Origin of the sequence: Trichococcus sp. K1Tr (assembly GCF_028309625.1) — a bacterium.
Classification (GTDB): Bacteria; Bacillota; Bacilli; order Lactobacillales; family Aerococcaceae; genus Trichococcus.
In genome coordinates this window covers 529,550-544,232 of record NZ_JAQMHR010000002.1, presented here as the reverse complement: position 1 = coordinate 544,232, position 14,683 = coordinate 529,550, and the positions used below count along the sequence as shown (strand labels likewise).

At 47.2% G+C, this 14,683-nt stretch carries 13 protein-coding genes and 1 other annotated feature; of the genes, 2 read left to right on the top strand and 11 right to left on the bottom strand.

From position 1 onward, the window contains the following. Nucleotides 1-19: 19 nt before the first annotated feature. Genes brxC through PH235_RS06025 form a run of 3 tightly spaced genes read right to left on the bottom strand, consistent with a single transcriptional unit; the run spans nt 20 to nt 4,803 of the window. Entirely contained in the window at nt 20-3,613 is a 3,594-nt protein-coding gene (brxC, locus tag PH235_RS06035) for a BREX system P-loop protein BrxC (protein WP_272161471.1), read from the bottom strand. A 12-nt stretch (nt 3,614-3,625) separates the two neighbouring features. Continuing rightward, nucleotides 3,626-4,207: a DUF1788 domain-containing protein gene (locus PH235_RS06030; protein WP_272161470.1), complete on the bottom strand. Its 582-nt coding sequence runs from the start codon at nt 4,205-4,207 to the stop codon at nt 3,626-3,628. Then, nucleotides 4,204-4,803, bottom strand: coding sequence for a DUF1819 family protein (locus tag PH235_RS06025; protein ID WP_272161469.1), 600 nt, complete (start codon nt 4,801-4,803; stop codon nt 4,204-4,206). The genes PH235_RS06030 and PH235_RS06025 overlap by 4 nt, the downstream gene beginning before the upstream one ends. Before the next feature lie 277 nt (nt 4,804-5,080). Here PH235_RS06025 and PH235_RS06020 point away from each other — a divergent pair, with 277 nt between their 5' ends. Beyond that, entirely contained in the window at nt 5,081-6,061 is a 981-nt protein-coding gene (locus PH235_RS06020; RefSeq protein ID WP_272161468.1) for a hypothetical protein, read from the top strand. A 64-nt stretch (nt 6,062-6,125) separates the two neighbouring features. Here PH235_RS06020 and PH235_RS06015 read toward each other — a convergent pair whose 3' ends face one another. The 8 genes from PH235_RS06015 to PH235_RS05980 all read right to left on the bottom strand — a co-directional run bounded on the left by PH235_RS06015 (nt 6,126) and on the right by PH235_RS05980 (nt 13,970). Continuing rightward, a complete protein-coding gene (locus PH235_RS06015; protein WP_272161467.1) occupies nt 6,126-6,962 on the bottom strand; it encodes a transporter substrate-binding domain-containing protein in 837 nt (278 codons plus the stop codon). Nucleotides 6,963-7,049: 87 nt separating this feature from the next. Then, complete coding sequence (locus PH235_RS06010; RefSeq protein WP_272161466.1) at nt 7,050-7,898, bottom strand: transporter substrate-binding domain-containing protein; 849 nt, start codon at nt 7,896-7,898, stop codon at nt 7,050-7,052. Nucleotides 7,899-7,926: 28 nt separating this feature from the next. After that, nucleotides 7,927-8,649 (bottom strand): amino acid ABC transporter ATP-binding protein, encoded by a 723-nt coding sequence (locus PH235_RS06005; protein ID WP_272161465.1) that lies wholly within the window; start codon nt 8,647-8,649, stop codon nt 7,927-7,929. Further along, nucleotides 8,642-9,292 (bottom strand): amino acid ABC transporter permease, encoded by a 651-nt coding sequence (locus PH235_RS06000; protein ID WP_086987378.1) that lies wholly within the window; start codon nt 9,290-9,292, stop codon nt 8,642-8,644. The genes PH235_RS06005 and PH235_RS06000 overlap by 8 nt, the downstream gene beginning before the upstream one ends. 73 nt (nt 9,293-9,365) lie before the next feature. Next, nucleotides 9,366-9,596: a binding site (T-box leader), on the bottom strand. A 141-nt stretch (nt 9,597-9,737) separates the two neighbouring features. After that, nucleotides 9,738-9,941: a YwbE family protein gene (locus PH235_RS05995; protein WP_086626980.1), complete on the bottom strand. Its 204-nt coding sequence runs from the start codon at nt 9,939-9,941 to the stop codon at nt 9,738-9,740. A gap of 13 nt (nt 9,942-9,954) precedes the next feature. Beyond that, nucleotides 9,955-11,763 carry an oligoendopeptidase F gene (pepF, locus tag PH235_RS05990; RefSeq protein ID WP_272161464.1) on the bottom strand — a complete coding sequence of 603 codons (1,809 nt, stop codon included), beginning with the start codon at nt 11,761-11,763 and terminating at the stop codon, nt 9,955-9,957. A gap of 383 nt (nt 11,764-12,146) precedes the next feature. Further along, nucleotides 12,147-13,064 carry a ketopantoate reductase family protein gene (locus PH235_RS05985; protein ID WP_272161463.1) on the bottom strand — a complete coding sequence of 306 codons (918 nt, stop codon included), beginning with the start codon at nt 13,062-13,064 and terminating at the stop codon, nt 12,147-12,149. A gap of 42 nt (nt 13,065-13,106) precedes the next feature. Further along, nucleotides 13,107-13,970: a pyridoxamine kinase gene (locus PH235_RS05980; protein ID WP_272161462.1), complete on the bottom strand. Its 864-nt coding sequence runs from the start codon at nt 13,968-13,970 to the stop codon at nt 13,107-13,109. Between the two features lie 170 nt (nt 13,971-14,140). Here PH235_RS05980 and PH235_RS05975 point away from each other — a divergent pair, with 170 nt between their 5' ends. Further along, nucleotides 14,141-14,638 carry an ECF transporter S component gene (locus tag PH235_RS05975; RefSeq protein WP_272161461.1) on the top strand — a complete coding sequence of 166 codons (498 nt, stop codon included), beginning with the start codon at nt 14,141-14,143 and terminating at the stop codon, nt 14,636-14,638. The last annotated feature ends 45 nt before the right edge of the window (nt 14,639-14,683 follow it).

The window sequence follows — 14,683 nt, the reverse complement described above, 5'->3', positions numbered from 1 at the left end:
TGTTGCAATTTTGTAATCATTAGATGAAACGAATGGTCTTGCCTTGTTCAAGAACCTTTTCCAGCTCGTCGTGGATGGCAAGTAATAGGGCATTCAACTCTGCTTCCGTTTCGATTTTCTCGTAGTTTTGCGGAATCAGTTTGTTTTTATGCACAAATTCCGGTTTCTTGGCTATTACCTTTACCGGATCTACGATTACTATAGGACCTATTATTGGGTCTATTACAGGGTCGATTATAGGTGGGGGCAGCAATTTCGAGATGAAATCATTGATTTGCGTACTCAACAGTTGCGTCAAATGATCGATTTGTGACCGATAGGAGAAAAGATCCGTCAGTGTTTCCGCACTCAATATCTTATTCTTCAAAAGCGTGAAACGCTCTTTGATCACCGGTTCAAATTTAGCTCTGACTGTTTCCATTGCTGTAATTGTGTCCTCCAAAGTAGCAACTTTTTGTTGGATCACTTCCAGCAAGGGTTCGGATTCTTTGTCCAATTCAGCTATCAAGGCCTGCTCGTATTGCATATTCAGATCAGGTAATTCTTTGATGAAGTCATACGGCATGTTCATCGCCAATATTTCCGAAATGCGATTGCCAGCTTCTTTCGCTTCGGCAGTCTGCAATAAATCTTTATCGATTTCATAGCGTTTGCGCAGCTTGAAGCTGGTATCGAATACCGGCTTCTGGGATTCGAAGAACGCTTGGACGGGCTGGATATCATCATACAGATCCAGTAACTCATCACGCTTGTCAAATAGACATCTGAAGAATTGATCGGCATCCTGATACTTTAGGATTTCTTTCAGTGTCTGCAATAACGCTTCGATTTCCTTTTCACCAGGGTAGCTGCGGTGACGATATTCATCCAGCAAGTTTACCATTGTTTTTTGGGTACCGACAAATAACCGCATTGTTTCTTCTTTCAAGTCATCTTCTTTTTCAGACACGAGATTTTTCCCGTACATCTCTTTTGCGATGGTTTTCGCATTGCGAATCAGTTCTTCCCCGATGACTTTGCGTTTTTCGACCATGATTTTTGCTTGTGATGGATTCTGTTTGATTGTTCTTGGGAACATGGCATCATGAATGTTCATCGTATTACCGCTGGACTTGAACTGAATTTTTTCGTCTTTCAGTAAGCGAATCAAACTGACCAAAATATCATCCTCACGCCAACCATATGGCGCTTTTCCGAACACTTGGACGATTTCGAATAAGGACGTGATCATCTTGCGTTCCGTATGTTGTTTGACGTATTGCTCCAAGGCATCTGTTGCCAAACGATTCGGATCATCCGAATTGTCGTGCAGGAAGTTGATTTGGCCTTGTGAAATGACCCCGTTGAAGTCATCACGGTCATAGAACTTATTGATGTACTTGATTTTCAGATACATATTTTCGACAACATCATGAAGTCCTTGATCTACCTTTGTGGTCGGATTACCAGCTAGGGACACTTCACTGCCGTTGATGTAATAGGTGGCATTTTGGACCGTTTCGCGTACTTGGCGTTCAACGGACTTCATCAGGTCATTCCGTTCGTTGGATTTGCGGTCGATGATTTCGCGTTTCATGCCTGAATTTTGTTTGCTCGATTGGTTGCGCAAGTACTCATTTATTTTCAATAGCATCATCGTGTCGTCGTAGAACGTTCCTGAATCGCCCAATGCAATGACCAAACGGTTTTCGCGCGTAGACAATTGTTGAAGCGTTTCACGGTTGCGGTAATCATCACTGTATGGCGTCACCACATGAATGCCGATTTCTGCAGTCGCATTGCCGCGTGCGGATTCGTCGATCCATTTAGCGCAGTCAAAGTCATAAGCGACAGTCTTCTTCTCCGCAAAAGGTACGTATTTATATTTCTTCAGTTCCAACACGGTGTCATAGATCATTTCGCCGATATAGGATTGCATCTTTGAAGTCGGTATATCCATATGGTTGATTTCACGATTGATGTCCTGCTCTTCATTCGTCAAGAACAGATATTCCAAACCCGTGCGTTGCACCAAGTACTCTTTTGTCAAACGGTCTAAGGCAGCCGTGATATCTTCCGTCAATTTCAATCGGTCGGCATCCAGTTCATCCAACATCAAAGTCGTGATGTTCTCAACTGTGCTCGGAACGGATTTCAAATAGCGGATCAGATAGAGGACTTTCAGTACATCAACATCAAAAGATTGCAGCGTCGGAGTGGACTGTGCTTTGATGATAGTCGCGCGGACGGAGTGATCCAACCCTTGGTCAAGGTGACCATAGAAAGTTTGGAAGGGAATCAGGATACCCAGATCCTTTTCGGCATATTCCAACGCGGCATATTGGACCGCACCCAACAAATTCCGCTCTCCACTGGCAAAGTGCTTCCCGGCCGAACTGTTCTCACGGATTTTCGTGAACACTTGCTGTAGCAAATCTAATTGATACGGGATCATCGGATAAAATTCACTGAAATCCTTCAGGGAATCATATTTTTTCAATGAAATGGTCCCATCGGAAAAGTTGATTTTGTTGCGTAATGAGGCTTGAACTTCGCCTGTATACAATAACTGCACTGCATCTTTGCCTGTATCATTCTTTTCCAACAGACGTTTTTTGATTACTTCATCCGCATTAGCGGAGCTCAAGCTCAATCGCGTATTGAAGCGGCCTTGGATTTTGGAGAAGTCCTGAGAAGAATGGATATCTTTTTCAAGTTCATCGATGTCTTGTTGGCTCGTTACGATGACCCAAACCTTTCCGAGCGTGTACTTGCCCAAATCTTCAACGATTGTTTGCAGGTCCAGCATGCGGTGAACATCATCGGAGACGAACTGCCCCATTTCATCGGCCAAAAAGACCAAGTGATAGTCAGCCGGCTGTTTATCCACATATTTTTTGATGCGTTTTGCGAAGGAATCCACACTGATTTCATAGCTTTCTTCACCGTTGTCGATCCAGCGGCGGGCGCTCTCTTCGCTCATGTTGGCGACTTCAACAAGGGTTTCCACAATCATATCTTCGTTGTAATAAATTTCCTCGCGAGCATCTTCCCAGGCAAGATCAGACTTCGCTTGGAAGACTTGCTTAAAAGGCACGTATTGGCCATTCTGATCCAGGATTTCTTCCATTTGTGCAACCCAAGGGATGCTGGCGGAATAGCCCAACTTTTCATTGAAGACTTTGTTGAAGACTTTGACGATCGAAAGCTTGCTGTCGCCGTTATCATCCTCCGATTTCGAAGGCGTGTTGAACAAGATAATATCGCTTGGTGCATCCGCCACTTGCTGCATTTGATCCAATAAGGTTTGATCCTGAATTTTCTCTTTGAAGAACTCGACCGCCTTTTTTCCGTCTACTTCAAGATTGCTGTCCAATAAATAAGACAGGATTTTCAAGAAATGCGATTTCCCGGAACCAAAGAAGCCGGAAATCCAGACGCCCATCTGATCCGTTGGCACATCCAGTGATTTCAGATATTGTTTGAAGAAGTAAACAAAATGCCCCAGCAATTCATCGGTGACTACATATTCATCCAACTCTTGGCGGACATCATTTTCCGCTTCCTGACCGACTTTGATGACGCCTTTAATTTCACGCGCAATATTTTTTTTGAATAATTGTCTTATCTTCATTTTACTCCTCCTCTATCTACCTACTAATTGAAAGGCACGATAATAATGATCGTCCTTGAACTCTCCAAAAAGTTGCATTTTGTTATCCTCGTACGTACCCGGGAAAAATAAAATCAAAGGCTGGTCCTCAACTACAATCTGCAAGTTATTCAATAGTATATGAGAGCGAAGAATCGGATAGATTTTGCCGATTCCGGTAATGAAAACAATCGCTCCCGGTTCCAACTCTTCCCGGATAGTCTGCACGAACACATCCCGGTTGGTCGCGATTTTGAGGGCTTTACGCATGACGCTGAACAACTCTTCGCTTGATTTCTGCTGTTCCATCTTGATGTTTTTTTCGATGTAGCCTCGCTTTTCAAAAAAGCGGATCATCATGTCATATAAATCGAAGACTTGGAATCGCAAAGCTTCGTTTCTTTTTTGGCTGTATTGGATGAGCTCCGGAATCGTCTGACGGACAATCAGTTCGTCAGTTGCATCATAATCGAAGATGTAAAAACCGATTTCACCACCCAAGCCTTTTTTGTTTGTGAAATCCGGCTCCAATATGATTTCCTGTAAATCGTTCAGTCTTTCGATAATTTGTTTCATAATAATTCTCCTAACATGATCTCAACGATAGGTTTGATGCCGTTCTTCCGCAGATATGCCCTCACGCCCTGATTGATCAGAGGACGCTTAACTTGATGCTCCTCATGATTGCTCACTATAAACCCGGATTCACGCATCATTTGGATAAATCCACTCGCTAACCGTTCTTTCGTATTATCTGCCCACTTGACGACTACTTCACTCTGTTCGGCCTTCTTGTATAAAAAATTAATCACTTCTTTTTTTGCCAAATCTTTTTGAAGTAACAAGATTTTTTCGAGATAGATCTCGCGCATGAATTCATAATAAAGCTGATCTGTCTGCAGAATCGCATATGCCAGTATCGCTTTCGCGGTATCCGCATCGCTGTTCATGAATTTTTCCAAAAAGAAATCATCCAAAAAGGATAATCGGTGACTGATTTCCTTGTATGATGTCTTTCTTCGGTCCAGGGAGGGCATCTGAATGGCATTCAATTCAATCGCTTCATAACGTCGCTCTTCTTCAGTTTTTCCTTGAAGCATCATTTCTGCAATTCGTTTACTCTCAATATACATAAAGGGACGATTCATCAATGCCGTCCGGTATTTGTTCATATGCCCATCTTCTTCCCTATCATTAATCGTTATGTATGTATTTCATTAATTATTTATACCAAATTAATTATACCGAATATTTAAGGAAATGGAACGGCCTGTAGAAATAATCATTGAAAATGCTAGGTTCATTCTACTCTTGGAATTACACATATCATTTCCACGCCCCACCTAAAAGTGCTACACTTTAGATGACTAAAAAACTCCCAACAGTTCCACACGAGCACTCTATAAAGCAACTCAAATCACGCGCCATCATCAGAAAAGAGGATGAACTATGGATACGATCAGCAATTATGTAGATTCCGTTTTTGTAAATCTGCCAAAAACACCGGAGATGCTAGCCCACAAGCAAGCCATGCTAACAAAAATGAAAGACAAATACCAGCAACTGAAATCAGAAGGCAAAAGCGAGCATGAGGCGATCAGCACTGCCATAGCGGCTCAGGGTAATGTTGATGACTTCACCGAATCCTACCAAGCCCAATCACCTGCAGAAAATACCCAAAACGAAGTCTACCTTACTCCCGAACAAGTCGATGAATACATCGATCATCGCCATCACTTCGCTTGGGCGATGGCGACTGGCGTCTTCCTGTGCATTATGGGCCCAGCCAGCCTGTTTCTCGGCCAGTACCTTACTGGATACCGAAACGGTCAGGGAGGCCGTACGAGTGAACTGATGGATATTCTAACACTCGTGCCGCTGTTCATCTTCATCGCAGCCGGTGTCGCCTTGTTCATTCTTTACGGAATGAAGGAACAGCAATTTGAGCTGGAACATAAACGAATCCAAATCGACTCCACGACCTATACCCGCCTGAAAGCTGAACACAAAGCCTTCCGGCCAAGATTGGCCGTCGCTATCGCGATTGGGGTCGCGCTCTGCATCTTGGCGCCCGTCTCCATGCTGCTTTCCGTAGTCCTGCTCGGTGAGGAAAACGGTCTGTCCCTTGTGTTCCTGCTCAGCTTCATCGCAATCGGCGTCTTCCTGTTTATCTTCTACGGCATCCAGGACGAAACGTACGAGAAACTGCTGTCGATCGGAGAGTTTGCGAAGGATAAAGCCGAGAAGAATAAAGTGGTCGGTATCGTCGCGGGGGTCGTCTTCCCGCTGGCAGCTGCCATCTATTTGATTGCCGGCTTTGTTTATTACGCTTGGGGGAGCGCCTGGATCATCTTTCCGATCGTCGGTATCCTCTTTGGGATTTTTGCAACGGTGTACAACGGCTACATGGATCTGAAGAAGAAAAAGTAAATCTAATAGCGCAAAAAGAGAAGGAAATCCGGACATACCGGCAATCTCCTTCTCTTTTTTTTGGCTAAATCCCGGTGTTCTCATCCATAATCTCAATATTCGTACGGATAAGTTCCTCGATCTTGCCGCTGTCTTCCATTTCGTCAAGGATGTCATTCACCGCATCCAGAAAATCTTCGCTGTCTTTCGCGACGGCGATGGCGGATTCATTCGGCGTGCTGGCGACGTCGAAGTCGGCGATTTCAAGGCCTTCGTTCTCTTCGACGTATCGCCTCGCAACAGTCTCCACCATCAATACGGCATCAGCTTTGCCGGTCACCAAATACAGGATGGCCGTGTTCCATTTCGGCACGGACTTGATTTCAGCATCCGGGAAATTTTCCAGCAAGTACTCCTCTTGGATCGTCGCCTTTTGCGTCGCTAGGCTGGACTTCTTCAGGTCGTTTTCCGATCGGATATCCTTCGCATCCTCCGACTTGATCACTAGGGCATCCTTTTGAGTATAGTAAATGTCCGTGAAATCAACGCTTTGTTTTCTTTCTGCCGTAGGGTTCATGCCGGCGATGATCATATCGACCTTGCCTGTGGACAATGCCGGAATCAGGCCGTCGAAGTCCATATCAATGACTTCCAGCTCGACCCCCATTTCATCCGCGATGGCTTGGGCGATATCGATATCGAAGCCGATGATTTTGTCTTCTCCGTCCTGCACAAGATGCCACTCATACGGAGGATAATCCGCACAGGTTCCGACGACCAATTTGCCGCTGTCCTTGATTTCCTGCAATGCGCTGCTTCCATCCGTCGCAGCGCTGTTCGCTGTTCCGCTCGTGTTTCCGCATGCTGCCAAAGCCAAGAGGCTCATCGTTCCCAAAATCATTTTCATAAACCCTTTTTTCAATCGTGATTCCTCCGCATTCATTGATTGTTTCAAAAAAAGGATGCCCTTTTCAGAGCACCCTTGCACTTTTATTGGTATATTACTTTTTTATTCTGCTGTATTGTCTTCCATCAATTGTGTATTGATTTGGATCAATTCTTCGATTTTCCCGCTGTCTTTCAGCTCAGTCAAGATGCTGTTCACAGTTTCCAGGAATGCGCCGCCGTCTTTAGCGACTGCGATTGCTGATTGATTCAGGTCACTGTTTACATCGAATTCAGCGATCATCAAAGTATCATTTTGGGAAACGAACTGCTTCGCAACCGTTTCAACCATCAAGATAGCATCCACTTTTCCTGTCGTCAAGGACATGATTGCTGTGTTCCATTTCGGTACGGATTGGATTTCAGCATCCGGGAAGTTTTCCAACAGGTAATCTTCTTGGATTGTCGCTTTTTGCGTCGATAATGCAGCTGTTTTCAATGAATCTTCAGATGTGATGGTTGCAGCGTCTTCTGTTCTGATAACCAATACGTCTTTTTGTGTGTAGTAGATGTCAGTGAAGTCAACGCTTTGTTTTCTTTCTTCAGTCGGGTTCATGCCGGCGATGATCATGTCGATCTTGCCTGTGGATAATGCCGGGATCAATCCGTCGAAGTCCATGTCTTTGACTTCCAACTCAACGCCTAATTCATCAGCGATTGCTTGCGCGATATCGATGTCGAAACCGACTACTGTATCTTTGCCGTCTTTCACAAGGTGCCATTCGTATGGCGGATAATCCGCTGATGTACCCATCACCAATTTGCCGCTGTCCTTGATTTCCTGCAATTTATCAGTTGTTGTAGCTGCTGAATCTGTTGCGGAACTGTCCGCTGTCTCGCTTGTATTACCACATGCTGCCAAAGCAAGAATGCTCATTGCACCCAAAGCTAATTTCAATAATCCTTTTTTCATCCTAACCCCTCCAAATATGTTTTTTATTTTATAGGACTTTCGATAAGAAATCCTTTGTCCGCTCACTTTTTGGATGATTGAAAATCTCATCCGGTGTTCCTTGTTCCATCACTTGGCCGTCATCCATGAAAAGGATGCGGTCGCCGACTTCTTTCGCGAAGCCCATTTCGTGGGTCACGACTACCATCGTCATGCCTTCCAACGCAAGGTCTTTCATTACCTGCAACACTTCGCCGACCATTTCCGGGTCAAGCGCGGATGTTGGTTCATCGAACAGCATCATATCCGGCTCCATCGCCAAAGCGCGCGCGATTGCGATCCGTTGTTTCTGTCCGCCCGATAAGGATTGTGGATAGACATCAGCCTTTTCGGACATGCCCATGCGCGCCAACAATTTTCTGGCAATCGCTTCGGCTTTGTCTTTCGGTACTTTTTTGACATGCTGCGGTCCGATCATGATGTTGTCCAAAACCGTCAGATGCGGGAAAAGGTTGAAGCTTTGGAACACCATGCCCATTTTGGTGCGGATGGAATCGATATCCACACCTTTTTTGTTGATTTCCTTACCTTCAAAAATAACCTTCCCGGTTGTCGGTTCTTCAAGCAGATTCATGCAGCGCAGAAAGGTACTTTTGCCCGATCCGGATGGTCCGATGATAACGACAACTTCACCCGAGTTGATTTGTTCATCGATGCCTTTCAGAACTTGTTTGTCGCCGAAGGACTTCGTAAGTTTTTCTGTTTTAATCACTTTGTTTCAACCTCATTTCTAGAATGTCCACTAATTTAGAGACGATTGATGTCATGATGAAGTACATCACGGCAGCGACCACTAGCGGGCCGAATGGCAAGAAGGTCGCACCGCGGACCGTATTTGCTGCGAACATCAAGTCGCGCAAGCCCAACACGGAAACGATCGATGTTTCTTTGATCAGCGTAACGAATTCGTTACCCAAAGCCGGAAGTATATTCTTGATGGCTTGTGGATAAATGATTTTTTGCATTGCCATTGATTTGCTCATCCCGATCGAGCGGGCGGCTTCCATTTGGCCTTTGTCGACCGCTTGGATACCGGAACGGATGATTTCGGCGATGTAGGCTGCAGAGTTCAATGATACAGCGATGACGCCGGACAGGAAGTCAGGCAATTCGATATTGATGACGTACAACCCGTAATAAATGATGAATAATTGCACCAACAATGGTGTACCCCGCACAATTTGGATATACCCTTTCGCTAATATGCTGAGGAACTTGTTGGGTGACATTTTCATTAATGCCAATCCTGTTCCTAATATGACGCCCAGTACGATCGCGCTGATCGAAAGGCCAATCGTATAACCTGCGCCTTGGAAATAGATCGGCATGTAGGTCTCAAAGAAAGTTGAATCCATTTGTATATAATCCCCTTTTTTTTGTTTTTGATGGTGGTCCTTTGGGTATAAAAAATCCGCCCCTTGTATTGCTACAAGAGACGGGTCAATGTTTGATTCCGCGGTACCACTCTAGTTGATCTGCTGTGAAACAACAAATCCACCTCGATTAAATTAACGCATAAATTGCGTAAAAGGCTACTGAACGTTCACCTTTTCGTCATCCGAAGTGCGCTTCAATCTGATATTTTACTGCTGGGCTTCCACTCTGTCCCGGCTCGCTGGAGAAAATATTCAAATCTACTCTCTTCATCACTGACTTTGTTTTATTCAGTTGTGGTATGAAATCATAATATAAGATTTGAAAAGAACTGTCAACAAAAAAACTATCATCGGATTTTCATATGATTCCTTTTTCTGAGAAAAGTAGCGATCAATCGATTTTTTTCTCATTTTTCATTCCAATTTATGCCTCGTCCACGATTTGTTGCACACGTCCGACCTGGTCACCTTCAACCAACATGACTTTGATGCCGTGCGGATGATTGGGGCTGTTCGTCAACAGCCGTTTCACATGCCCTCTTGTCAATTTCCCGGTGCGTTGGTCTTTCTTCAAGACGATATCGACCAAAGCGCCGATTTTGATGTTTTTTCTGAGTTTTCCGTCCATAGTTTCCTCTTTCTTAAGCAAGTTCTTTGCTTAGTGTGATGATTTGATCGACCGCTTCGTCCAAATAATGGATCGTATCCTGCAGCGCCTGGTCCGTTTTGATGTCCACACCGGCCAATGCTGCGGCTTCTGCGGATTCCAATTGGTCCCCGAGCGCCAGGAATTCCAACCATTTTCCGACAGCCGCTTCGCCTTCCGTTTTGACGCGCAGGAAGGCTTGCGTCGCGATCGTCAGTCCGGCCGAATAGGTGTAGGAATACAGCCCCATGTAGTAATGGATCTGGCGCATCCATGTCAGCTCCGCTCCAGCGTTGATTTCCACAGCATCTCCCCAGAATCGCTCCAGCACGTTCCGTTTGATTTCGCTCAATTTGCCGGCATCGAAGCTCTTGCCCGCGTCTATCAAGTTGTAGACTTCCCTCTGATAGGCGGCTTCCAGCAAGTGCGTGACGAAATTGTGGAAATAGGTGTCGGAAAGCATCTTCGTCAAAGCGAAGCGCTGCATGCGCGCATCCGTGCTCTTGCGCGCCAATGACTCCGTCAACAGCAGTTCATTGAAGGTGGATGGGCCTTCGATCAGGTACAACGATGGCTCCGAACCAAGGATGCTGTTGTTTTCGTTCGACAGGATCATCTGGCCGGCATGGCCCAATTCATGGATCAGCGTATAGACGTCCGAAAGTTGGTTCGCCCATGACATCAGGATGTAAGGATGCGTGCCGTATGGGCTGGTACAAAATCCACCGGTCGACTTGCCGATGTTCTGGGCGAAATCGATCCAACGCTCCGGATAAGCCCGCATGATCCGGTCGGTATAATCCTCGCCCAGTACCGCAATGGCATCCTGAACCATCACCTGCGACTCTTCGATCGAAACTTGCGGCGAATATTCCGGATCCAGCGCGATCTTCAAGTCGGCATAAGTCATTTTGTCCAGTCCGCGGATTTCCTTCAGATGGGTGATGTATTTCTGCATCACCGGCGCTAGGTCGTTCATGATCGTGTCGATTTGGCGGTCATACAGATCGCGCGTCACCTCCTGCCCGTAGAGCAGATAGTCGATCACGGAATCGAAACCGCGCATTGTCGCCAACGTCTTTTCCTTTTGCAGCTGGGTATAGTAGGCCGTTGCGACCACATTTTCGTAATCGCTTAGTACAGCCGAAAATTTATCGAAAGCTGCCCTACGAATCGCCGTGTCGTCATGATACATGTAGTAATCCTCATAAAGCACGAAGCTCAACGGATATTCCTTCCCGTCGGCCATGAAAGTGCCGAAGTCCATATCGCCAAGGCGAGCCTGTTCATAGATGGCGCTAGGCGCATCCAATGTCGGGGCCAACTGGGCCAATGCCTTTTCGACTTCAGGCGCCAGCTGGATGCTTTTGTTTTTCTTGATGTGGCGGACATAGGAAGCGAAACGCACTTTTTCCGAAACGACCTGATCGAGGACAGCGGCGTCGCAGCCGATCAGTTCCGATTCAAAGAATGTCAGTTGGGCGCTGATGTCCGCCATCGCGTTCGCCGTTTGGCGGGACAGCTCGACGTTGTCCGGATCGGTCAGGTCAGTCGCTTCCGGCATCATCGCATAGTGATCCGCCAAAGTTGCGGTTTCGATGAGCTTTTCGTATTCCTTCATAGCGGCAAGGATCGTTTTGGCGTCCGTGAGTTTGCCTTCGTATGTCGTTGCGAAGGTTGCTGTTGCAACTTTTAGACCATTCAAAGCAGCCTCGAAGTCTGCTCTTGTTTTATAGAGTGCGGTCACATCCCAAGTCAACGCCTCAGGGACGTCCGCTCGATTTTTCAGTTGTTCTTGTGTCATGATTTTGGCTCCTTTTTCGTGCTTTTTGACGATTGTAGAATGAATGCTTCCATTATAACAAAAAAATGCTGCCAGCGTCGGGTATCGAGCTTTCCCTCCGGTGAGCGCCCTTCTCAACGGAGTTGGGGTTCCGGTGATTTGCTCTGCTCCTGTGAGCGAATGTTGGCCGGAGCTGGGCGCAAAATCGCAGGCTGTCCTCCGCCGAGCATGGGTTCGTCGGAGGTGCAGGATTTGCGCTCGCCTCAGCTCCGGCGAGGAGGGCCCCGCCGGAGTTGGACTCGCCAAAAATCATCCGGTGCTGCCTGAAGCTTCAGCAACAACGCAAAAGCCCCCGCAGGCGAGGGCTTGATGCCTTCGCCTGCGAAGGCCAGTAATCCGTTCTCTCAGTAAGTTGCTTCGATGGACTGGACCTGGTCATACAGGTACTGGTTCGTCGGGGCAGGCAGTCCATATTTTTTGGCTTTTTTCAGAATGGTGCCTGCAAACAACTCGACCTCTGAAGGCCGTTTCGCGATGCCATCCTGGCGCATCGATGGCATCCCCAGCGGCGTCAGTCCGTCGATGATCGCCAAATCATTTTCCAGGTCGGTTTCCGTCAGGTTGACGCCTTCCTTCTGGGCGATCGGCAGGACTTCGCGCATGGCAGCGATCATCAGATCGCGAGTTGGCCCTGCTTCGTGGATGTCGCGGAAAGTGCCTTCCTTCACCATAAGCACTTGATTCACGCCGACATTAAGCATGAATTTCGCCCACATGCGGTGCAGGATATCCGCTTCGACCACGTGCGGCAAAGCCGTTTCTTCGAAGAAAGCCGCCACCGCATCCAAACGCGCCTGTTTTTCCGGAGCATCGAGGCCAATGCGCAGTTCGCCGATATGGACAGACTTCACATCATTGCCGATGCGCAACGCGTCCATCCCTTGGGCTACGCAGTGTACGACCTTCTCGCCACCGAAAGCCGCACCTATGACTTCTTCGCTGGAGATACCGTTAAGCACCGAAATGATCGTCGTCTCCGGTCCGACTTGGTGGCGGGCGGTTTCGATCGCTTCATCCAATTGGGTCCCCTTTACGGCCAAAATGACCAGATCCGCCGGCGCCAAGCTGGCATCCGTTTCGTCGACGTATTGGAAATCGCATGGCTCTCCGTTGAAGGAAATGCCTTGTTCCTGGTAGCGCGCCATCCGCGCTTTGTTGACGACGATGCGCACGTGATCCTTTCCGATGGCTTTCGTGAAATGATTACCGTAGAGGATCCCCAGGGCACCCAATCCGATTATGGCTACAGTTTCTATTTTCATTTTCTCACGTCTCTTTCCGAAAAAATTCTTGAAAAAAATTATCTATTCAGTTGGTTTGTATTTGCGCAGCTGTTCGATCAGATACGGCAGATCCGTCTCGAATTGGACGCCATAGTGCAGTTCGCGTCCGCTTTTCAGGGTGCGCTCAATTACCATGCTGTTGTAGTGGACGGCAGTTTCGGTGGCTATGGTCAGCGGCAGGTCCTGGAAAAGCAGACCGCCAACGACGCTCGTGAAGAGATCGCCCGCGCCGTCATAATGGCCGGGAAAATGTTTCGCGAAGGCATACTGCGCTTCAGGTTCGTTTTGGCTGACGCAGACAGCACCGATCTTTTCCGGTTCCAAGGAAACGCCCGTCAGCACGACGCTCTTCGGATTCAACACCCGCAAATCAGCCAATAATTCCGCAACCTCGGCTTCCTTGTAAGGCTTCTTCAACACGGGGCGTTTGGTCAAAAAGCAGGCTTCCGTCACGTTCGGCGTGATCACCGTCGCTTCATTGCAGAGCGCCGCCATTTCATCCACATATTCAAGCGTGAAACCCGGATAGAGAACGCCTTGATCGCCCATCGCCGGATCGAGAACGATGTGGGCATCTTCGGACGCAAACGTATGGATAATCCCCCGCACGATGTCGATCTGCTGGCGCGAACCCAGATAGCCGATCAGGATGCCGTCGAATTTGATGCCCAATGATTGCCAATGCTGCAGGATGCCGCCCATTTCCTGGGTCAGATCCAAAAAGGTATAGCCTTCAAATTCTTTACCCGTATGAGTGGACAACAGTGCTGTCGGCAGGATGCTCACCCAATTGTCCAGGCAGCTCACTACGGGAACCGCCACGTTCATCGAAATGCGGCAACTGGCGGAAATATCTTGGATAATCAGTACTCTCGGTTGACTCAAATGCTTGCACCCCTTTACTTTTGAAACTCAATTATTCCCATTCTATCATCTTTTCATTGGATTTCCTCATTTTTCCATCATTTTGGAAATTATTGTGAAAACGATGAGAAAAAGAGTGCAAACTTTTGCATAAGGGCTATAATTAAAAATAATGCTTGGAGGCGAATTGCATGAAAACTGAAAAAAACAGTACTTACAGATTGGTTGTTTTGGCCTTATTTATGGCGCTTACTGTCGTCATGACCTTATTGTTCCGAATTCCGATTCCTTACGGCTACGTCAACTTGGGGGACATGGTCCTTCTGTTGGCCGGTCTGTCCTTCGGAGGCAGTGCTGGCTTCTTCGTCGGCTCACTCGGCAGCATGTTGGCCGACCTGTTCGCCGGTTATGCCTTCTATGCACCGATCACTTTTGTCGTAAAAGGTTTGGAAGGATTCTTTGCCGGCTGGTTGTTCCAGAAAATGGATCACAAGAAGCCATTGGTTGCCACGGTGATCGCCGGTGTTTGGATGGCGATTGGATACGCCATTGGGGACACGATCCTTTTCGGCTTCGGTGCCGCGATCGCTTCATTCCCGCTGAACATCGCGCAAGGTCTCGTAGGAGCTTTCTTGTCCACGTTGTTGTACCGTTGGTTGAACCCTTACATCACGAAGAAATTCAAATAACGACTGCGCGCACGCAACGATTACCCAAAACCACAAAGAACGCCC